We start from the raw sequence: 19,829 nt of genomic DNA on the forward strand, positions 1-19,829 counted from the left end.
ATCTATAATTCTATTCTTGATTAAAAGTAAAAAATCCCCCTTACAAAAGGGGGGTTGGCAGGGATTATTAAAGCGTCGCTAAAATATCTTTTAAAGCCTGACCTGGGTTTTCAGACTTTGTAATTGGTCGACCAATCACTAAGTGAGTAGAGCCATCTAACATTGCTTGTTTAGGCGTAACAATACGTTTTTGATCATCTGCATTTGAACCCTCTGGACGAATTCCCGGAGTCACTAAAGAAAAATCATTCCCTAATGTTTCACGCAACATTTTCGCTTCTTGAGCAGAACAAACCACACCATCTAAACCACTATCTTTGGTTAAAGCAGCCAAACGTTTTACGTGTTCAAATGGCTCAACATCTAAGCCAATATCTCGAAGATCTTCACGGCCCATAGACGTTAAAACAGTTACTGCGATTAATTGTGTATTGTAATTACCTGCTTTTAAACGTTCTACGCATGTTTCCATCATTTTACGACCACCAGAAGCATGCACATTCACCATCCACACACCCATTTCTGCTGCTGCACATACAGCTTGTGCAGTCGTATTAGGAATATCATGGAATTTTAAATCAAGAAAAACTTCGAAACCACGATCGTGTAAGGCTTTTACAACAGCTGAACCTTCATGTGTAAATAACTCTTTACCAACTTTTACTCGACATAATGCAGGATCTAACTGCTCTGCCATTGTTAATGCGTCATATTGGCTTTTAGCATCTAATGCAACAATGATACTCAAGAGATTTACCTATCGTTCAGACAAAAAGAAAGCACATTATAAAGCTTAATCCTGCATGAACAAAAGAAATAAAAGTTAAGAAATATGAAGCAATTAGTTTGAATTACATTTTTCATCTTTTCATCGACATAAAAAAACACCCATCAGAATTCTATGGGTGTTTAATTTTTTATCAACTATATTAAAAGCTTCCTAAATAAAGGAAACAAAAAATTATATTTGACACACAATATTTAAAGACTGCTTGAACGATCCTCAGGACTTATATCCAAAACTGTCTTCTCATGTCGTGTATTCGCAGCCGCTTCCGCTGCTGCAGATTGAGCAGTTTTAATTTGCTCTTTACGAAGGTATTCAATATCTTTACGCAAGCGCTTAATTTCCCAACTTTTTTGGAATACTCTAAATATTTGAACACCAAGCAACAATCCTAGAACAAGACCCAAAGAAAGTGTTAGTAATAACAACAATCCTAAGCGCATTGCAGGTACTTGTGTAAATAACAAGTCTACAGATAGTTCCGTACTATTTTGTAGAACAAGTGCAAGAGAATACCCAAAAAGTACAAGTAAAATTATGACTAAGACGTAACGCATAAATATTCCTTCAAATATATTTATTCTGCTGATTCGTTCACAGCGTCGCGCAATGCCTTACCCGGTTTAAAGTGAGGTACAGCTTTAGCTGCCACTTCAACTGATTTACCAGTTTTTGGATTACGACCAACACGTGGTTCACGATGATGTAGCGCAAAGCTACCAAATCCACGAATCTCAATTCGATCATCTGAAGACAATGATGCAATCATTTGATCGATCATTATTTTAACAGCTTCTTCCACCAAGGGTTCAGCCAAGTGTGGGTTTTTTAGAGAAATTCGCTCTATTAAGTCAGACTTATTAAGTGCTTCGCTAGTCATCTACGACCTCTTTAATTATCAAGCTACCTTAGAATACCTATGATAATAACCTGTTTAAATACAAAACGGTAGCGTAATAAGTTAATACTACGCTACCGTTTATTGTATTTGTGTAAAAAGTATTGGTTAATTTACATTAACAATACCTTAAAACGAATACTTAGTTGCCCATTTGAGCTTTGATCAAATCACCAATAGTCTTAGGACCATTTTCTGAAGTAGTTGCTGCAGTTTTCAAGTTTGCAACAGCTTCTTTTTCTTCAGCTTCATCTTTCGCTTTGATAGACAAGTTGATAGCACGTGACTTACGATCAACGTTGATGATTTTAGCTTCAACTTCTTGACCAACTTCAAGGAACTTAGTTGCATCTTCAACGCGATCGCGGTTGATTTCAGATGCTTTAAGAGTCGCTTCAACTTCGTCAGCTAACTTAATAGTAGCGCCTTTAGCGTCAACTGCAGTTACAGTACCTTTAACTAAAGCACCACGTTCGTTAGTCGCTAAGAAATCATTGAACGGATCGTTGTTCATTTGTTTGATACCAAGGCTAATACGGTTGCCATCAGCATCTACAGATAAGATAACTGCTTCAACAGTGTCACCTTTCTTGTAACGACGAATAGCTTCTTCGCCTTGTTCGTTCCAAGAAATATCAGACAAGTGAACTAGACCATCGATACCACCAGGTAAACCGATGAAGATACCGAAGTCAGTGATTGACTTGATAGTACCTGAAACTTTTTCGCCTTTATCATGGTTTTTAGAGAACTCTTCCCATGGGTTAGCACGAGTTTGTTTAATACCAAGAGAAATACGACGACGTTCTTCATCAACTTCAAGAACCATAACATCAACTTCATCACCAATCTGAACTACTTTAGATGGGTGGATGTTTTTGTTAGTGTGATCCATTTCTGAAACGTGTACTAAACCTTCAACGCCTTCAGCGATTTCTGCGAAACAGCCGTAGTCAGTTAAGTTAGTTACGCGAGCTTTAACGATAGAACCTTTAGGGTAACGGTTCATGATCGCTAACCATGGATCTTCGCCTAATTGTTTAAGGCCTAAAGATACGCGGTTACGTTCTTTGTCAAATTTAAGTACTTTAACAGTAACTTCTTGACCAACTTCAACAACTTCTGATGGATGCTTGATACGTTTCCAAGCCATGTCAGTGATGTGAAGAAGACCATCGATACCGCCAAGGTCAACAAATGCGCCGTAATCAGTAAGGTTCTTGATAGTACCTGTAACTGTTTGACCTTCTTCAAGCTGAGCAAGAAGAGCTTCACGGTCAGCTGAAGATTCAGCTTCCATAACAGCACGACGAGATACAACAACGTTGTTACGTTTAGCATCAAGTTTGATTACTTTGAATTCTAACTCTTTACCTTCAAGGTGAGTAGTATCACGGATAGGACGTGTATCTACTAAAGAACCCGGTAAGAATGCACGTACTGGACCGATGTCAACAGTGAAACCGCCTTTAACTTTACCAGAAATAACACCAGTAACGATTTCGCCATCTTCAAAGATTTTTTCAAGTTTAGTCCAAGTTTCAGCGCGTTTAGCTTTTTCGCGTGAAAGAACTGTTTGACCCATACCGTTGTCAAGAGCTTCAACAACAACGTCTACAGTGTCGCCAACTTGAACTTCAAGTTCACGTTGTTCATTTAAGAATTCAGCACGGTCAACAACACCTTCAGATTTAAGGCCAGTGTCAACAGTTACCCAATCAGAGTCAATGCTTACTACAACGCCTTGGATGACAGCACCCTTTTCAACGTTGAGGTTTAATTCGCTTTCTTCAAAGAGGGCTGCAAAAGATTCGGTCATGATATACCTGATAAAGTCAGCGGTCTTGGATCAGACAAGGCCGGTTTAATAGAGCGTTCACATAGTCCGTATAAGACTGATCAAGCTATGCTTCTGCTAAAAAATTATTTAGTTTACTAATTTCTTGTCGATATAAGTTGTCATTAACTTGAATACTTCATCGATGTTCAAAGCTGAACTATCAATCATGTATGCATCAGTTGCAGGCTTGAGTGGAGCGACTTCGCGCTCCATATCTCGCTTATCTCGAGCTTCGATATTAGCTAAAATGTCGCTTATTTTAACATCTAGCCCCATAGCCTGCAACTGGTTTACTCGTCGCTCGGCTCTAGACTGAGCAGAAGCGGTTAAATATATTTTCGCTTGTGCTTGTGGAAAAATAGAAGTCGCCATATCTCGACCATCTGCAACTAAGCCAGGCGCTTGTGCAAAATCGCGTTGGCGTTGTAATAATGCAGTTCTAAGTTGTGGAATTGCCGCAACTTTTGAAGCAAAGCTTCCTACTTCTTCTGTACGAATTTGCTGTGATACATCTTCATTATCTAAAAGAACTTTTGTACCTTGTTCGCTACTTAAAAATTGAATGTTTAATTGTGACGCAATGTGTACGCATTGCTCTAAATGCGTCTCTAATTTTTCCAGTAAATCTTGCTTTTTTAATGACAATCCAAGTAAACGATAAAGCGCACCCGAATCTAGAAGATGGAATTGATAATGCTCTGCAAGTTTTGCAGCGAGTGTTCCCTTGCCTGAACCACTTGGACCATCAATCGTAATAATTTGAACTGTCATTGCATTTCCGTTTTAACTTATACAGTTTTAGCGAGTTTGGAGAAGCCTAGTTTAATACCAGATTTTAGCTGCGCAAGAATTAATTTACTTACAAAAGGTAAATACATCTTTAATTCAATGGTATATGTTACGCGCGTTGTTTTTTCATCTACAGCTTCGAACTCAATGATGCCAATATGATGCTGAACGAGCGGATTTTTAATAATTTTGTATTCAATTCGCTCATTCGGCAACAATAATGTGATTTGTTCTTGAAGTGGTTTTATCCTACCAATACCCAGTTTACGTATAGACCCCACACCATCTGGTCGATTCACATCTAAGGCATCTTTTATGCGTTCAACCTGCATGGGAGCGAAAGCTACATTATAAGTATCGTGCTTAGACAACAACTCAAATACTTGCTCGATTGGCGCATTAAAATCTTTTCTAATTTGTATTGAATTCACATGATCCCTCGCAATATTGATTCGTAGACAACGTCGACTGAATATTAATTATTTCAAATTATTCAATAATGAATCTTGCTTCTTTAAATTTCGCTTTTGTTCTCTACGCATTTTAAAAAATGCTGATAATTGCGCAGAACATTCATCTGCTAAACAACCAGATTCAAACTCAAAAACATGATTGTAATAACCACTATTTAATAATTGACGTGCACTCACCAAAGAACCTGCTTTCGGCTCTGTTGTTGCAAATACAACACGTTTAATTCGAGAATGAATAAGCGCACCAACACACATGGTACACGGCTCAAGTGTGACATAAAGTGTGGCATCTTCAGGTAAGCGATAATTTTCAATTTGTGCACATGCTTGTCGTATTGCAACAATTTCTGCATGCGAAGTAGGATCATTTGAAGATATTGGTGCATTAAAGCCAGAACCAATGACTTGATTCCGACTTACAATAATTGCACCCACAGGAATTTCACCCATTGAAGCAGCTTGAGCAGCAAGTTCTATCGCCTGCTGCATCCAATATTCATCTGTAAACTTTTCTGCCATAAATTAACTGATAACACCATAATGTTTCAGCAAGATATTCCAGCTTTCAATTGTTGTTACTGGAAGATGATCGCCTAAAATTCCTTTAAGTGATAAATCCTGACCCTTATGCCATTCTGGAGATAAGTCTTTATCTACCAAACGCGCACGAACACCTTCTACAAAATCTGGGTGACGGATTTTCCAATTTGAAATTTGATTTTCAAGTTCAAAAACTTCATTCCAAGAATGAATTTGCTTACCCCATTGCCATAACAACCAAGTTAAAGCAGCTGTCGTTGGCGAACCTTTTTGCAAATTTTCACTTGCTTGACGTAACCAATCACTACGCGCATCACTCAAACCAATAATAGATTCATAGTCATGCTCAAAATTCACACCGCGACAAACACTTTGAATGACATCTAAAGAGTTTTGCAGTGGACCAGGGCCAACAGGTCGATGCATACTATTTAAAGTATCATCAATTGCTCTAAAATCACCTGCAGGATAATGATTCCAATCAATATTAATCACTTTGCTTAACACTGAGTCGCGCTGCGCATCACAAATATGCGTTGCCCAACCAATACCATAAGCACCCGCTGCTGTCATGATTGAACCTGTCAATCCTGTGAACAACCCAATAGCACCACGATCAGCTAAAAAGCGAGTTGCCCCAACATCTGGATATAAACCAATATTAATTTCAGGCATTGCTAAACGTGAATATGGTGTCACCAAACGGAATGGCGCAGCCATAAATAGACCTAAACCACCACCCATGACATAACCTTCACCCCATACAAGTACCGGTTTTGCATAGTTATGTAGCAGTAAATCTAAAGCATACTCTTGCTCAAAAAATTGATTTGCAGTTTCAACTTCATTATTAATGACAAGCTGGCGTAGTTTGCGAACATCCCCACCTGCACAAAATGCTTTTGGTGTTGTTGAATCTAACCAAATTGCCTTAACGCTATCATCGACATGAAAATCTTGAAAAACTTCCAACAATGCAGAAACAATAGACTCATCTAAGGCATGCAAGGATTTTGGACGATTTAAGCGAACAATGCGCCAACCATTATTTGCCTCCTCAACAATTAAGTCAGGATGATATTGTTTTGATATGGGAGAATAAGTCATGCGTCCAGCTGCCAATCTATAGGCTCAATGCCATTTTGTTTAAGATAATTATTTGTTTTTGAAAACACTTTACAACCAAAAAAACCGCCTCGGTTTGCTGCCAATGGAGATGGATGCACAGCTTTTAGCACCATGTGTTTATTTTGATCGATTCGTTGTCCTTTACGCTGTGCATATGCTCCCCATAAAATGAAAACAATATGCTCACGCTGTTCATTTAAAACATCAATCACGTGATCTGTAAAATCTTCCCAACCACGTTTTTGATGCGACGTTGGTTGTCCTGCTTCCACCGTCAATACACTGTTTAAAAGCAGTACACCTTGTTCCGCCCAACGACTTAGATCGCCATGTTTTGAAATAGGGACTTCTAAATCGTTATGTAATTCATGAAAAATATTACGCAAAGATGGTGGTAATGCAACCCCTCTTTGGACAGAAAAGCTTAATCCGTGTGCTTGATTTGGCCCATGATAAGGATCTTGACCCAAAATAACGACTTTTACATTTGGTAAAGGTGTTGTATTTAAAGCATTGAAAATTAAATGACTCGGTGGATATACAACCTTATCTTCTTTTTTCTCTTGTCTTAAAAAGTCTTTCAGCTCATCCATTTTAGGGCTAAGTAAAAAATCACTTAAACTCTCTTTCCAATTTGCCTCCAACTGCACTTTTTCTAATTTAGTGAGCTGTTGATCTGTAAAAGGCATATCTTTTCCTTAAGTCCTAAAAATAATGTCCAAAAATTTTACTAAAGCGATTTAAAGTTTTACTTGCAAATCTACAACTGGATTTTGAAACTTAATCCCTTGCTTCAATTTATCATACATCGCTGAATCTGCCCATTCTGCTTGTATTTGCTCTGAAAACTCAATTTGATCTAATGTTAATAAACCCATTTGTTCATTATCAATATCTTCAGCAAAGCTTTGTGCATATCCTGTATCGGTTTCATGCACAATTACAGAGTAAACTTCTACATCACCCTCTCCGTTTTGAGTTTCTGTCGAAGCCAAAACTTGTTGAGCTAAATAAAAGAAAATACGTGAAAATTGTTCTGCCGATGGAGATACAGGTAAAGACACCCAACGTGCACTAAATGTTTTACATGCTTGAATATATTCTTGGCTATCATGTCCCCAAAAACAAATCGCATGATCAAAAGAATCGATTAAATCTTTAATTACACCTTTAAGTAAACCAAAGTCATATACCATTTGACCATGATCTAATTTCGTAGCTTTAAGCAACAACTCAACCTTATAACTATGGCCGTGTATAGAGCGCTTGCATCGGTCTGACGTGCAATTGCGAACAACATGAGCGTTTTCAAACTTAAATAACTTACGAATAATCATATGTCGTGGCGTGTAAAATATGGATGGATTAATTTGATTATAATGCAAAAAATCAGTTACACACATTAATTTTACAGTTCATTATGATAGGTAAAACATATCGTGCTTATCTCGACAATTAAATTTTGATTAAATTATTTTTACTTTTATAAAATAAAGGTTGTTCTATTATTTTTATGCTTTTCTAATTCAAAATTACTCTCTAATTTAATTAGAAAATTTAAATAAATGCGCCCCTTAAATTTCACATAAAAATCATCATGATAAAATTAGCACAAATAAAAGACGACGATTTATTGAAATAATCTCTTCCAAATAAATCGTCGCCTTTTATAAAAAATTAATCAGATTGCAAAATCTAATAATTTTCCTTGTTTGGGTATTGCTAATGCTTGGTCGATATAAGCGACACGTAAAGTATCTCGCGAGCCTAAATAGCGCTGATAAAAACTTGAGTTTAAAATAGCCGCAGCACCGTATGTTAATGCCCAAATTGAAGCCAAGTAATCTCGGACAGACATTCCACTTTCAATTGTTTCCAAATATGTTTCTGTCATACGAATGATAATTCGTAAACGCTGTTTTCTAATTTGGTACAACTCTGTAAATAGATGATTTACACCCACGCCCGTAGTCGACAAACGCTCTTCAATTTGGTGAAACAAAACCGTTCTTTCAGGATGATGTAAGTGATGCAACATAAAAAATGCTAAATGTTCAGAAAATGCTTTTTCAGCATCCTTAATCATTTCAAGCAACATATTTTCATTGCGAACAATGAGCATCATATAAAGCTCATCTTTACTTTGAAAATGTTTATAAAGCGTTCCCTTTGCCAAATCCAATTCAGCGGCTAAAGCATCAAGCGTCATGCCTGATTCGCCATTTTCTAGAAGCAATTGTTCTGCAACTTGGAAAATTAAGGTTTCTCTTGCTCGAAACTGAGCCTGACGATCCATCTTCACCCTATAAACTCTCTTCTGCTTTTAGCCATCGAATGATGGTATTTATTTCATATTTAGGAGGTTTTCAAAATTTTTCATTGTTATGAAAGCCATTTCCTCTAGAGACTTATCATATACATCACTTAAGGCTTTGGCTACATAGGGAACGTACTTTGGTTCATTAGACTTTCCTCTATAGGGCATTGGTGCCAAATAAGGACTATCTGTTTCGATAAGTACACGATCTAATGGAACTTGCTTCGCAACATCACGTAAATCTTGAGCATTTTTAAAAGATACAATGCCTGAAAATGAAATATAATATCCACAATCTAAGACCGCTTTTGCCGTTTCCCAATCTTCCGTAAAGCAATGCAAAATGCCATGTGTCGATTTTTCAGCGCGAATAATATCTATCGTGTCAGACTTAGCAGCTCGAGTATGCACAACTACTGGTTTTTTCACACTTTGCGATGCGTGAATATGTCGAGCAAAACATTCTTTTTGTTCTGCAACAAATTCCGTGCTATGAAAATAATCTAGACCTGTTTCACCAATTGCCCAAACTTTATCTGCTTGTGCCAGCTCAATTAAGTGTTCTGTTGTTGCACGTGCCATTACTGCAGGATCTTCACACGGATGTACACCAACCGTATAACCAACATCATCATGACGAGCTGCAATTTTAGCAAGCTCAATATGATCATCTAAATCGACTGAGATACCCATAAATTTGGATACACCCGCTTCACGGGCTTGTGCCAAAGCTAAATCTAACTGTCCATCATAAGGTGTTAAATCCAACATCGTTAAATGGCAATGAGTATCTACAAACACGATAACTTCCTAAAATAAATTGAATTACATAGTGTAACTATTACGACCTACAGCTTTAAACCCTGCAAGCATTTTTTCTGCTTCAGACTTATAAAAAACACCCTTTTCGCCTGTTAACTGAATACCAAAACCTTGTAATTTGATGCCATTTTGCTTATGAGAAATCCAAATCACCTTACCTGTAAGTGGAATTTTCTGAGATTGTTCAGGCAATGTTGCCAAAACAAAAACTTCTTCTCCCATTTTTACAGCTTGTTTCGATGGAATAAACAATCCACCACCTACAACGTAAGGCATATAACTCTGGTACAGCATGTCTTTATCTACAATATTTGCCTGGATAATACCGCCACGTGGTTGCATCTTGTTCCCCTAAATATTCATTAATTTAATACAAAGTTGATCGATAACTAAATTACCTTGCACATTCTGCAAGGTGAGTTTTTTTGCTTGTTGTAATTCTGAATATATCGTAAATAGTGTTTCTAGTGAATATTGCTCGGCTAAAACAGTAAAATTCAAATCAATATTTTTAATTTGTTGATCCAACTTAACGCAAATTAAATCTGCTAAAAGATATTCAAACATCTGCGTAAAATCTGTAAAACTTAGCTCTTTATTCCACTTACTCGCAATGGCCAAAGGCATGTTCTTTTGCATAACCAATCTTTGCCAATCTTGAATAAATAAATCACGTTTAACAACCCAATCTTTTCCCGCCAATTCCAATGCAAATAAAGGCATTTGGTTCGATAGATTCATTAGTAATGGAATTTTGGGTTGTAAATCTTCTACTAAATTTTCAAGTAAAAATTGAGTGGTTTGACTCTCTTCAATACGATCTAAAGCAAAATGCTGCAATCTGCTTCGAATAGTTGCAGGCAACTTCAAGTAATGATCTGCCAACAAAATAAGAATTGTTCGCTCACCTGGCTCTTCTAAGGTTTTTAGAAGCGCATTTGATGATGCCATATTAAGTGCTTCTGCCGGCTCAATCACAATCACACGCCAACCATCTACAGTTTGTTGTACAAACGGTTGTAAGTCTCGAACCTTTTCAATTTTTATTTTGGCATTTTGCTTTTTATTGTCTTCATCTGTAGAAATATAGACATAATTAGGATGTGTATCTGCTTTTAGCCATAAACAGCTACCACATGTTCCACACGGCTCATTTTTTTCATGTCTATTCAGACATAAAACCCATGCAAGAAATTGTTGCGCAAATGCTTCTTTACCACAGCCTTTTTTGCCATAAAAAAGCAAGCCATGACCAATTTTAGGAAAGCGTGATGTTAAGTTTTCCCAAACTTGTTGTTGCCATGGATACACTTGCCCACGCTGTTCTTGCATGTTAAATCCCTAAATTATAGAAAAGCAGAAACATCCATCGCATTTAAACGATCTAAATCTTCTTGAGTATCAACACCAGGGGGTAAATTCGCTTCTGCAACGGCAATCGCAATTTTATGTCCATTTTCCAAAACACGTAATTGCTCAAGGCTTTCCAAACGCTCTAAAGCACCCATATCCCAAGTCACATATTCTTTTAAAAGTTGTACACGATATGCGTATAAACCTAAATGACGAAAAGCCTGATCATGCAATTTTTGCTCAGTATTTTTCGCACCATCGCGATCATAAGGAATTGTTGCACGGCTAAAATACAAAGCTTGGTTGTGCTTAGACATCACTACTTTTACGATGCTATCACGCTTAAATTCTTCAAGATGAAAAATAGGTTCACACAATGTCGACATTGAGCTTGCAGGTTGATCTACCAACAATTGAGCAACTTGCTTCACCAATTTAGCAGGTAAAAGTGGCTCATCACCTTGTACATTTACAATAATATCTTCACTCGCCCAACCTTTAATACGTGCAACTTCACTTAAACGGTCTGTACCAGATGGATGGCCACTTGAGGTTAAAACCACATCCACACCATCTGCATGACAAATTTCAGCAATTCGTTCGTCATCTGTTGCAACACACAAATCATCAAAGCCTTCGACTTTTTTTGCTTGATCAACCACACGTAAAATCATCGGTCGACCATGAATTTCAAGGAGTGGCTTACCCGGAAGACGAGAGCTTGCAAAACGAGCAGGAATAACAATGTGTTTCATATTTTGACCTTAATGAATTTGAATGCCCAGCTCTTTAAGCTGATCATTCAACAACGCATAACATGGCGTACTTAATACTGCTTCTACAGGTATCACCCAAATTTCACGTTTAAAATTTGGATTTTTTTTCAAAAGTGGCAATAGCTTTACTGCATCTTTTTCTGTGGTAATAATTGGATTTGCATCTTCAAATTGTAAATCTTGAATTTCATAATCATGATGATCTGGAAATTCATGACATTGAAATTGCGTGACCCCTAAAGATTGAAGGGTTTTATAAAAACGTTGTGGATAACCAATACCTACAACAGCGTAATAGTCTTGATTGATATCAAATAAAGTATCGGTTTTTGCATTTAATAAATATGGAGATGAAACTTCTAAATGCATATTTAAATGAGATTGTGGATGTGCCGCATGCTCAATGACTGTTGCGGTGTCTAAGCGACTTTTTGGCTCTCGAAGATAACCTTCTGGCAGAATTTTTTCATTACCTAAACCACGGTTATTATCTAAAACAATCCATTCTAATTGGCGATTTAATGCATAATGTTGTAAACCATCATCACTAATAATTAAATCTAGTTCATGTCTAGATAGCAATAATTCAATATTTTCTTGTCGATTTGCTCCAACCACCATTGGAACAGCTGTAGACTGAACAATGAGACATGGCTCATCCCCAACTTCATTGGGTTCAGAATTTACATCTACATAAGCAGGAAAAGGACCTTTACCACCATAACCACGACTAATGACACCAACGCGAACATTTATTGACTCTAGATAGTCAACCAAATGTATGAGTAATGGAGTTTTACCACTACCACCTACCGTAATATTACCAATCACCATTACAGGCAAAGGTGCTGTATATGAGGACTTAATTCCCGCTTGATATAATTTATGATTAAGCATGGAAACTGAGCGGTATAAAATAGAAAGTGGTCGGAACACAATTAACCACTTCGCTTGTTTATTCCAAGCATCCTGAATAATTTGTGCAACCGACATTTATACTTTATTCCTCAAAATTACGTTGATGTAATTGGAAATACGTGCCTTTTTGTGCAAGTAATTCTAAATGTGTACCACTTTCTAAAATCGAACCTTGATCCATTACAACAATACGATCTGCATTTTCAATTGTAGATAAGCGATGCGCGATCACAATGGTGGTTCGGTCTTGCATAGCGGCATCAAATGCCTGCTGAATAAAGTATTCAGATTCATTATCAAGAGCACTTGTTGCTTCATCTAGAATAAGAATTGGCGCATTTTTAAGAATGGCACGAGCAATAGCAATACGTTGACGTTGACCACCTGATAAATTCAAACCTTGTGCACCAAGCTCTGTGTTATAACCATCAGGCAGTGCCATAATGAAATCATGTGCATACGCTGCTTTTGCAGCAGCAATGACATCTTCATCACTTGCTCCTTCAAGCTGTCCATAAGCGATGTTTTCGCGCACTGTACGGTTAAACAATACAACTTGCTGATTTACCATTGAAATTTGTGTTCTAAGGTTATTTAACTCAATATCATGAATATCATACTCATCAAGCATTAAACTGCCAGACGATATTTCTTGATAGCGTACAAGCAAATTCACCAATGATGATTTACCCGCACCTGAACGCCCTACAAGCGCAACAGTTTCACCAGCTTTAATATCTAATGTGAAATTTTTAATTGCATTATGTCCATCTGAATAACTCATATTTACGTTATTAAAATGAACATTACCTTTTAATTTTGGAGTAAGTGTTCCTGTATTTCCCTCTTCTTCCATGTCTAAAAGTTCAAATACAGAATGTGCCGCAGCCAAACCACGCTGCATTTTTTCATTCACTTCAGTTAATGCTTTAATTGGTTTACTTAACATACCCGCAGCAGTGATATAAGCAACAAATTCACCCGCTGAAATGTCACGTAAAATTTCAGGGCGCAACGCAATCCAAATAATAATACCCATCGCCATAGACATGCAAAGCTGAACAACAGGGCTATTCAGTTGAGCAATTGCCGTCATTTTTAAACCACGACGTAAATTTTCCATTGAATGCCATTTAAAGCGTTCATGTTCATAACTTTGACCACCAAAGCCTTTCACAACAACATTACCACTTACCGTTTCTTGCACAACATGGTTTACATCACCCATTGTGTCTTGCACAAGGATAGAAAGCTTACGCATGCGCTTACCCGCTTTACGAATAAGAAAACCAATAAGCGGAGCAAAAATCAAAATACATAAAGTTAAGCGCCAGTTGGTATAAATTAAGAAACCAAGCAAACCTAATGTAATTAAACCTTGTTGAACCACCGTTCTTAGTGACTCTGTCGTTGCCGCAGTGAGCTGCTCAACGTTAAACATGATTTTAGCGGTAATATGACCACTGGTATTGTCTAAGAAATATTGAGATGGAAGACGTAAAATTTTCGCAAAAACTTCTTGTCTCACATTGAAAACCAAATGCCTAGAAATAACTGCTGTGTAGTAACCACCAATATATTGTCCTAAGCCACGAAAGAAAACCAAACCCACCACAAGCAATGGAAATATTGTGGTAAAGCTTGTATCTCGATGCTGAATTGCATTAATGATTTTTTCTAACAATTTAGCAACAGCAACTTCAGTTGATGCACTAATTGAGAAACCAATAAACACAACAATAGCGAGCCCCCAAAATGGGACTAAATATTTAAGCAAACGACGATAAACCTGAACATCTGGCTTCACTAATAACCTCGGGTTGGTACTTTTGTACTAATATTAATATTAACAAAACCAAGCTGACCCGCAACATCCATCACGCGTATCACATCTTGATGAGTTGCTTTCGCATCGGCTGCAATAACAAACATTAAATCTCGACGATCATTCGAAATTTGTTTGATTGCTGTATTTAAATCAGCAACTTCATTTGTTGAAAGTGCTTGACCATTAACAGAATAATGTCCTGAAGCATCAACAACAACTTCAATTTTGTGGTCGTATTGTTTTGGTGGTACGCCTTGTGCATCAGGCAAGGTTAAATTCATACGACTCATTTGATTAAATGTTGTAGATAAAAGCAAAAAAACCAAAATAAACAACAAACAATCGATCATTGGCGTTAAGTTTATGTGAATATCTTCAACCTGTGAACGTTTAAATTTCATAGGCTCACCTTAGCTTACTTTATCAAGGTCTTCATTTGTCAATTTCTCGACAAAAAGTCCAGCATGAAATAACGTCGCTTGTTGTTCTAGTTCAGCAATATATTCCTGAACCAATCTTTGAAAATAACGATATGCAAACAAAGCAGGAATCGCAATAAACATACCGGCCGCTGTTGTAATTAAGGCTTTTGAAATACCAGGAATCATGAGTGTTGGATTACTATTTGTGCCTAAATCAATCACCAAAAAAGACTCAATAATCCCCAATACTGTTCCAAGCAAACCAAGCAAAGGTGCAACCGCACTTAAAGTCCCCAAAAAATTAATGTTTTTTTCTAGGTAACTAATTTCTTGCGATGCTGTTACTTCCATTTGCGCACGAACATATTCAGACGACTTATTTTTACTTTGATAGCCTGCTAAAAAAATTCGACCTAATGTACTATTTTTTAAAGTCGTTGATTGTTTCAACTGTTGTACAACAGTTTCCGAACTTTGCCCAACTTTAAGCAAAATAGGATTTGGTAAAATAAGTGCTTTTTTTAATCGGATAAAGCGCTCTATTGTAATTGCCACGGTAAAGATTGAACACAAAACCAAAGGCAGCATTAACCAGCCACCTGCTTTTACCAATTCCCACATTTGATTTTCCCCAATAAATCAAAAACCGCACTCAACTTCTTTCATCTACCTTTTATATTCTCAAACTAAAAACAAATAAAAGAATGTAAACAATAAAAGCGATCTGTTATTTAGCTAAACAAATATTCAAAATACCATCGAGTTCATCGAGTGAATGATAGTTAATCACAAGCTTTCCTTTGCCTTGTTTATTATAATCAATTTTAACATCAGCACTGAATCGCTCAGATAACTGCTGTGTTAATTGCTGAATATCATGTGAAACATCTTGCTTTGTCTTTTCAGTTTTCGGTGCATTTAAATCACGAACAAGTTGCTCCGTTTGACGAACCGATAAACTTTTCTCAATGACAATCTCTGCCACTTTAAGTTGATCTTTTGCCTTTAAAGTCAAAATTGCACGCGCATGCCCCATATCAAGCAAGCCTTGTTGCATAAAATCTTTTACAGCATCTGCAAGTGACAATAAACGCAGTAAATTGCTCACCGTTGTACGAGCTTTACCCACAGTTTCTGCAATTTCTTGATGGCTTAAACCAAACTCATCATGAAAACGCTGTAAAGCCATTGCTTGATCAATTGGGTTTAAATCTTGGCGTTGAATGTTTTCAATTAATGCCAATGCAATTGCAACTTGATCCGTTAAGTCGCGAACAATGGCAGGAATTTCTGTTAAACCTGCAAGTTGCGCTGCACGCCAACGACGTTCACCTGCAATAATTTCATAGGGATGTTTTTCATCTTCCGTCGGACGAATCACAATGGGTTGCATCACACCATGTTTTTCAATAGATGCTGCTAACTCTTGTAAATCTTGCTCATTGATAAAACGACGTGGCTGATATTCGCCACGTTTTAATAAATGAACATTTATCTGTTTGAGCTGACCATGATCGATCGCTTGAGCCTCAAGTTGCAATTTTTCTTTTTGGATTGACCCAAGTAAGGCATCCAAACCACGACCCTTAGCTAATCCGCGTTTTTTTGTGGTCATGCTTTACTTCCTTTTTTAACTTTGCTTTTCTTTAACATCTCAGCTGCAAGATTTAAATATGCAACCGCACCCTTTGAACTTTTTTCAAAATAAATAATAGGTAAACCATGTGCTGGCGCTTCCGCCAAACGAATATTACGCGGAATTACAGTGTCGTATAGTTTTTTTCCAAAATATTGTGATAATTCTTCTGATACATCTTTTGTTAAAGCACTACGCGCATCATACATTGTACGTAATACACCAATGATTTCTAACTCTGGATTTAAAGCTTGCTGAATACGATCAATAGTTTGAGTTAGATCCGCCAAACCTTCCAATGCATAGTATTCACATTGCATTGGAATCAATACACCCTGTACTGCTGATAAAGCATTTACAGTAATAAGGCTTAAACTTGGCGCACAATCTACAATAATATAATCAAATGAACTTTCAACTTCTTTTAAAGCGTCACGCAAAATAAATTCACGACCGTCTTGTTCAGCAATTGCAAGTTCAACACCTGCTAAGTCACGGTTTGAACCTAAAACTTTATAGCCTACTTCAGACTTTGCAATTGCAGTTTCAATGGGTACTTCACCTAACAAAACATCTGTTACTGAATATAAAAGATCATTCTTTTGAACGCCTGAACCCATAGTGGCATTCCCTTGTGAATCCATATCCACAAGGAGTACACGTTTTTTTAATACGGCTAAAGATGCGGCTAAATTTACTGCAGTCGTGGTTTTCCCTACGCCACCTTTTTGGTTCGCAATCGCAATAATTTGTGCCATAAGTTTCCCCAATCCTTTGAAAATTAAATACGATTTAATAAAAGTAAATGACGTTGCTCATCTAATCTTGGCACTTTCAAAGCAATGATGTCACAACTAAACTCTTCTTTTAACGCAATAATTTCTTCTTCTGGAACTAAACCTTTCATTGAAGCAATAATACTTTTTTCATGCATAAATGGCGTTGATGCATTAACAAAGTCTGTTAATGATGCAAAAGCACGACTTGTAATGACATCGAACTTACCTAATTCTTCAATGCTTTCTTCATTTTCTACACGTGTTTGCACTGCAATCACATTTTTTAGTTTTAAATCTGCAATAAATTGCTTTAAAAAGCGAATTTTTTTACCGTTTGAATCGAGCAAAACGCATTCACGTTCAGGTTGACACAAGGCAATAATCATACCCGGCATACCACCACCCGTACCAATATCCAATAAACGACCTTTAGGAAGATCATTCAAGATACTTAAACTATCCAAAAGATGTTTCACCAACATTTCTTTCGGATCACGAATTGCCGTTAAATTATATGCTTTATTCCACAACACCAAAGCGTCTTGGTATTGAAGTAATAAATTTAAAGCCTCTTCACTCAGCTCTAAACCTAAAGCCTGACTACCTTGCTTTAATTCTTGATAAAACGTATGCATATGAAATAACAACTCGATTAAATTAAGTGGAAGTATACCGATTTATCCACTAAGGCACAGTAGCATGTGCTTAGTGAATATTCATTTAAGCGTATAAGCCTTGTCTAATTTGCAAGTCCAAAGCAGCTAAACGCTCTGGAGTACCAACATCAACCCATGCTGCTTGCATTTTTTCAGCAGAAATTTTGCCATTTAACATCGCCTCTTTCAAAAGTGGTGCTAAAGGACGTTTTCCGTTTTCTAAACCATCAAACATTTTGGGATGAATCACTGAAACACCACTAAATGTCAGATTATCACCATCAATATTTTGATCAAATGTATATGCACGTCCATCTTTTAAAGTGAAATCACCTTTAGGATGTTGCTCTGGATTTTGCACAAATACCAAATGAGCCAAATCATCTTTTAGGTCAACATTCAGTAAATCAGTAAAATCAAACGTTGTCCAAACATCACCATTGACCAAAATAAAAGGCTCAGAACCTAATAATGGTAAAGCATTGATAATTCCACCCGCAGTTTCCAACCCTTCTTCTTCACGCGTCCAAAGAATTTTTACGCCAAACTGTGAACCATCACCTAAAGCACCAATCAGCACATTCGCCAACCATGCAGAATTAATAATAATTTCAGTTACACCAATGCTTTTAAGTTTTTCAATATGCCAAACAATTAAAGGCTTTCCACCTACTTCCAATAATGGTTTTGGCTTATAAAGGGTTAATGGTCGCATACGATTTCCCAATCCTGCGGCCAAAATCATCGCTTTCATTTATGCAACAACCTCATATTTGCCATATTTTTCTTCAAATTTAGGCATCACTTTTTCTTCAATAAATTGCATAAATGGCTTAAGTTCATCATATGCTTTACTTTCTTCAATTAAATACCACATTACACGCGGTAAATCTTTTAAATATCCAGATTTTCCATCACGTTCAAATAAACGCACAAAAATACCTAAAATTTTAAGATGACGTTGAACCGCCATGAAATCTGCATCTTTTTTAAATTGCTCAAAATCACGATTTTCTTTTGATGCTTCTGGCAGCATGTCATAAAAAACTTTAAACCACGAATAAACACGATCCGCACTCCATTGCACATAAGCATCACGTGTAATCGAAATTAAATCGTAAGTATCTGCACCAATTACAGCATCTTGAAAATCAATAACCCCTAAATCGGTTTCACCTTCAATTTTCATTAAATTACGGCTGTGATAATCACGATGAACAATCACCTGAGGTTGAGCAACAGCAGCATTGGATAAAATGGCAAATGTACGTTTAATGAGTGCAATTTCATCTGATGTTGGCTTAATTTGTAATGATGGCAGCATCCAATCTGTAAGTAATTCCATTTCAGAAATAAGCTTTTCATATGAATATTCAGGAAATTTTGATAATCCGTCGATTTGTTGTAATTGGATTAACTGTTTAAAACTTTGTTCGTAATAGGTATCTACGGTTTCATTATTAAGCAGTGTAGAAAGTAAAACATCGCCAAAGTCCTCTAATAGCAAGAAGCCTTGAGTTAAATCTTTAGCAATAATATGCGGTACTCGCACCCCATTTTGATGAAAAAACTCATCGATTGTCACAAAAGGTGCACAATCTTCTTTATCAGGAGGTGCATCCATCAGCATAAATGTTTTATGATTAAACTGGATTCGTGCATAACGACGGAAGCTTGCATCGCCTGCTAAATAATTAATTTCAAATTGATCTGAACCGAGTACAGATGTAATCCATGATTGTATCAATTGTTCGCGTTGTATATTCATTTGCAATAAATTCTAAGACAGGCAGAGTTTTTTGAAGTATTAAGTGTAGCCACTTATAAACTTTTTCTCTATGATGCGACAATAATTAATTGCGATTAA

The 19,829-nt window shown here is 36.8% G+C and carries 24 protein-coding genes; all 24 read right to left on the reverse strand.

The genetic code is table 11. The features are described 5' to 3' along the window. Window positions 1–67: 67 nt before the first annotated feature. The 24 genes from pyrF to GTK57_RS14235 all read right to left on the reverse strand — a co-directional run bounded on the left by pyrF (window position 68) and on the right by GTK57_RS14235 (window position 19,730). Window positions 68–748 (reverse strand): orotidine-5'-phosphate decarboxylase, encoded by a 681-nt coding sequence (pyrF, locus tag GTK57_RS14120; protein ID WP_152873490.1) that lies wholly within the window; start codon window positions 746–748, stop codon window positions 68–70. 233 nt (window positions 749–981) lie between these two features. Next, entirely contained in the window at window positions 982–1,344 is a 363-nt protein-coding gene (locus GTK57_RS14125) for a lipopolysaccharide assembly protein LapA domain-containing protein (protein WP_163124371.1), read from the reverse strand. 20 nt (window positions 1,345–1,364) lie between these two features. Further along, a complete protein-coding gene (locus GTK57_RS14130) occupies window positions 1,365–1,667 on the reverse strand; it encodes an integration host factor subunit beta (RefSeq protein ID WP_152873488.1) in 303 nt (100 codons plus the stop codon). Between the two features lie 160 nt (window positions 1,668–1,827). Further along, complete coding sequence (gene rpsA / locus GTK57_RS14135; RefSeq protein ID WP_152873486.1) at window positions 1,828–3,504, reverse strand: 30S ribosomal protein S1; 1,677 nt, start codon at window positions 3,502–3,504, stop codon at window positions 1,828–1,830. A gap of 108 nt (window positions 3,505–3,612) precedes the next feature. Next, window positions 3,613–4,296 carry a (d)CMP kinase gene (gene cmk, locus GTK57_RS14140; protein WP_163124373.1) on the reverse strand — a complete coding sequence of 228 codons (684 nt, stop codon included), beginning with the start codon at window positions 4,294–4,296 and terminating at the stop codon, window positions 3,613–3,615. A gap of 17 nt (window positions 4,297–4,313) precedes the next feature. Next, window positions 4,314–4,745, reverse strand: coding sequence for an SRPBCC family protein (locus GTK57_RS14145; protein ID WP_163124376.1), 432 nt, complete (start codon window positions 4,743–4,745; stop codon window positions 4,314–4,316). A gap of 48 nt (window positions 4,746–4,793) precedes the next feature. Then, window positions 4,794–5,306, reverse strand: a complete 513-nt coding sequence (gene tadA, locus GTK57_RS14150; RefSeq protein WP_152873482.1) for a tRNA adenosine(34) deaminase TadA — start codon at window positions 5,304–5,306, stop codon at window positions 4,794–4,796. 3 nt (window positions 5,307–5,309) lie between these two features. Then, window positions 5,310–6,434 carry an enoyl-CoA hydratase/isomerase family protein gene (locus tag GTK57_RS14155; RefSeq protein WP_163124379.1) on the reverse strand — a complete coding sequence of 375 codons (1,125 nt, stop codon included), beginning with the start codon at window positions 6,432–6,434 and terminating at the stop codon, window positions 5,310–5,312. Next, window positions 6,431–7,144, reverse strand: coding sequence for a uracil-DNA glycosylase (gene ung, locus GTK57_RS14160; RefSeq protein WP_152873478.1), 714 nt, complete (start codon window positions 7,142–7,144; stop codon window positions 6,431–6,433). The genes GTK57_RS14155 and ung overlap by 4 nt, the downstream gene beginning before the upstream one ends. A gap of 51 nt (window positions 7,145–7,195) precedes the next feature. Then, on the reverse strand, window positions 7,196–7,792 hold the full coding sequence (locus GTK57_RS14165; protein WP_163124382.1) for a 6-pyruvoyl trahydropterin synthase family protein: 597 nt from the start codon (window positions 7,790–7,792) through the stop codon (window positions 7,196–7,198). A gap of 344 nt (window positions 7,793–8,136) precedes the next feature. Further along, window positions 8,137–8,751, reverse strand: coding sequence for a TetR/AcrR family transcriptional regulator (locus GTK57_RS14170; RefSeq protein WP_152873474.1), 615 nt, complete (start codon window positions 8,749–8,751; stop codon window positions 8,137–8,139). Between the two features lie 48 nt (window positions 8,752–8,799). Further along, window positions 8,800–9,573 (reverse strand): TatD family hydrolase, encoded by a 774-nt coding sequence (locus GTK57_RS14175; RefSeq protein ID WP_163124385.1) that lies wholly within the window; start codon window positions 9,571–9,573, stop codon window positions 8,800–8,802. 24 nt (window positions 9,574–9,597) lie between these two features. Next, window positions 9,598–9,936 carry a PilZ domain-containing protein gene (locus GTK57_RS14180; RefSeq protein ID WP_152873472.1) on the reverse strand — a complete coding sequence of 113 codons (339 nt, stop codon included), beginning with the start codon at window positions 9,934–9,936 and terminating at the stop codon, window positions 9,598–9,600. Window positions 9,937–9,945: 9 nt separating this feature from the next. Next, window positions 9,946–10,926, reverse strand: a complete 981-nt coding sequence (locus GTK57_RS14185; RefSeq protein ID WP_163124388.1) for a DNA polymerase III subunit delta' — start codon at window positions 10,924–10,926, stop codon at window positions 9,946–9,948. A 14-nt stretch (window positions 10,927–10,940) separates the two neighbouring features. Further along, the gene (gene kdsB / locus GTK57_RS14190; RefSeq protein ID WP_163124391.1) at window positions 10,941–11,702 is read right to left on the reverse strand and encodes a 3-deoxy-manno-octulosonate cytidylyltransferase; all 762 of its coding nucleotides are present in this window, start codon (window positions 11,700–11,702) and stop codon (window positions 10,941–10,943) included. A gap of 9 nt (window positions 11,703–11,711) precedes the next feature. Beyond that, a complete protein-coding gene (gene lpxK, locus GTK57_RS14195) occupies window positions 11,712–12,716 on the reverse strand; it encodes a tetraacyldisaccharide 4'-kinase (RefSeq protein ID WP_163124395.1) in 1,005 nt (334 codons plus the stop codon). A gap of 7 nt (window positions 12,717–12,723) precedes the next feature. Then, window positions 12,724–14,448 (reverse strand): lipid A export permease/ATP-binding protein MsbA, encoded by a 1,725-nt coding sequence (msbA, locus tag GTK57_RS14200; RefSeq protein ID WP_163124398.1) that lies wholly within the window; start codon window positions 14,446–14,448, stop codon window positions 12,724–12,726. Further along, on the reverse strand, window positions 14,448–14,870 hold the full coding sequence (locus tag GTK57_RS14205) for an ExbD/TolR family protein (RefSeq protein ID WP_152873464.1): 423 nt from the start codon (window positions 14,868–14,870) through the stop codon (window positions 14,448–14,450). The genes msbA and GTK57_RS14205 overlap by 1 nt, the downstream gene beginning before the upstream one ends. A gap of 9 nt (window positions 14,871–14,879) precedes the next feature. After that, complete coding sequence (locus tag GTK57_RS14210) at window positions 14,880–15,512, reverse strand: MotA/TolQ/ExbB proton channel family protein (RefSeq protein ID WP_163124401.1); 633 nt, start codon at window positions 15,510–15,512, stop codon at window positions 14,880–14,882. Between the two features lie 106 nt (window positions 15,513–15,618). Continuing rightward, entirely contained in the window at window positions 15,619–16,506 is an 888-nt protein-coding gene (locus GTK57_RS14215; protein ID WP_163124404.1) for a ParB/RepB/Spo0J family partition protein, read from the reverse strand. After that, window positions 16,503–17,285, reverse strand: a complete 783-nt coding sequence (locus GTK57_RS14220; protein WP_152873459.1) for a ParA family protein — start codon at window positions 17,283–17,285, stop codon at window positions 16,503–16,505. The genes GTK57_RS14215 and GTK57_RS14220 overlap by 4 nt, the downstream gene beginning before the upstream one ends. 23 nt (window positions 17,286–17,308) lie before the next feature. Next, window positions 17,309–17,941 (reverse strand): 16S rRNA (guanine(527)-N(7))-methyltransferase RsmG, encoded by a 633-nt coding sequence (gene rsmG / locus GTK57_RS14225; protein WP_152873457.1) that lies wholly within the window; start codon window positions 17,939–17,941, stop codon window positions 17,309–17,311. 85 nt (window positions 17,942–18,026) lie between these two features. Beyond that, window positions 18,027–18,716, reverse strand: coding sequence for an N-acetylmuramate alpha-1-phosphate uridylyltransferase MurU (gene murU / locus GTK57_RS14230; RefSeq protein ID WP_163124407.1), 690 nt, complete (start codon window positions 18,714–18,716; stop codon window positions 18,027–18,029). Next, complete coding sequence (locus GTK57_RS14235; RefSeq protein ID WP_163124410.1) at window positions 18,717–19,730, reverse strand: aminoglycoside phosphotransferase family protein; 1,014 nt, start codon at window positions 19,728–19,730, stop codon at window positions 18,717–18,719. Window positions 19,731–19,829: the final 99 nt, after the last annotated feature.

The organism is Acinetobacter portensis (genome assembly GCF_010646905.1).
Taxonomy (GTDB): domain Bacteria; phylum Pseudomonadota; class Gammaproteobacteria; order Pseudomonadales; family Moraxellaceae; genus Acinetobacter; species Acinetobacter portensis.

Bases quoted from the DNA above. Each gene is read 5' to 3' on its own strand.
- GTK57_RS14170 (WP_152873474.1), bottom strand. From the start codon at position 8,751: ATGGATCGTCAGGCTCAGTTTCGAGCAAGAGAAACCTTAATTTTCCAA.
- lpxK (WP_163124395.1), bottom strand. From the start codon at position 12,716: ATGTCGGTTGCACAAATTATTCAGGATGCTTGGAATAAACAAGCGAAG.
- GTK57_RS14130 (WP_152873488.1), bottom strand. From the start codon at position 1,667: ATGACTAGCGAAGCACTTAATAAGTCTGACTTAATAGAGCGAATTTCT.
- tadA (WP_152873482.1), bottom strand. From the start codon at position 5,306: ATGGCAGAAAAGTTTACAGATGAATATTGGATGCAGCAGGCGATAGAA.
- rpsA (WP_152873486.1), bottom strand. From the start codon at position 3,504: ATGACCGAATCTTTTGCAGCCCTCTTTGAAGAAAGCGAATTAAACCTC.
- kdsB (WP_163124391.1), bottom strand. From the start codon at position 11,702: ATGAAACACATTGTTATTCCTGCTCGTTTTGCAAGCTCTCGTCTTCCG.
- GTK57_RS14215 (WP_163124404.1), bottom strand. From the start codon at position 16,506: ATGACCACAAAAAAACGCGGATTAGCTAAGGGTCGTGGTTTGGATGCC.
- GTK57_RS14180 (WP_152873472.1), bottom strand. From the start codon at position 9,936: ATGCAACCACGTGGCGGTATTATCCAGGCAAATATTGTAGATAAAGAC.
- GTK57_RS14155 (WP_163124379.1), bottom strand. From the start codon at position 6,434: ATGACTTATTCTCCCATATCAAAACAATATCATCCTGACTTAATTGTT.
- murU (WP_163124407.1), bottom strand. From the start codon at position 18,716: ATGAAAGCGATGATTTTGGCCGCAGGATTGGGAAATCGTATGCGACCA.
- GTK57_RS14220 (WP_152873459.1), bottom strand. From the start codon at position 17,285: ATGGCACAAATTATTGCGATTGCGAACCAAAAAGGTGGCGTAGGGAAA.
- rsmG (WP_152873457.1), bottom strand. From the start codon at position 17,941: ATGCATACGTTTTATCAAGAATTAAAGCAAGGTAGTCAGGCTTTAGGT.
- GTK57_RS14210 (WP_163124401.1), bottom strand. From the start codon at position 15,512: ATGTGGGAATTGGTAAAAGCAGGTGGCTGGTTAATGCTGCCTTTGGTT.
- GTK57_RS14235 (WP_163124410.1), bottom strand. From the start codon at position 19,730: ATGAATATACAACGCGAACAATTGATACAATCATGGATTACATCTGTA.
- ung (WP_152873478.1), bottom strand. From the start codon at position 7,144: ATGCCTTTTACAGATCAACAGCTCACTAAATTAGAAAAAGTGCAGTTG.
- GTK57_RS14205 (WP_152873464.1), bottom strand. From the start codon at position 14,870: ATGAAATTTAAACGTTCACAGGTTGAAGATATTCACATAAACTTAACG.
- GTK57_RS14165 (WP_163124382.1), bottom strand. From the start codon at position 7,792: ATGATTATTCGTAAGTTATTTAAGTTTGAAAACGCTCATGTTGTTCGC.
- cmk (WP_163124373.1), bottom strand. From the start codon at position 4,296: ATGACAGTTCAAATTATTACGATTGATGGTCCAAGTGGTTCAGGCAAG.
- GTK57_RS14185 (WP_163124388.1), bottom strand. From the start codon at position 10,926: ATGCAAGAACAGCGTGGGCAAGTGTATCCATGGCAACAACAAGTTTGG.
- GTK57_RS14125 (WP_163124371.1), bottom strand. From the start codon at position 1,344: ATGCGTTACGTCTTAGTCATAATTTTACTTGTACTTTTTGGGTATTCT.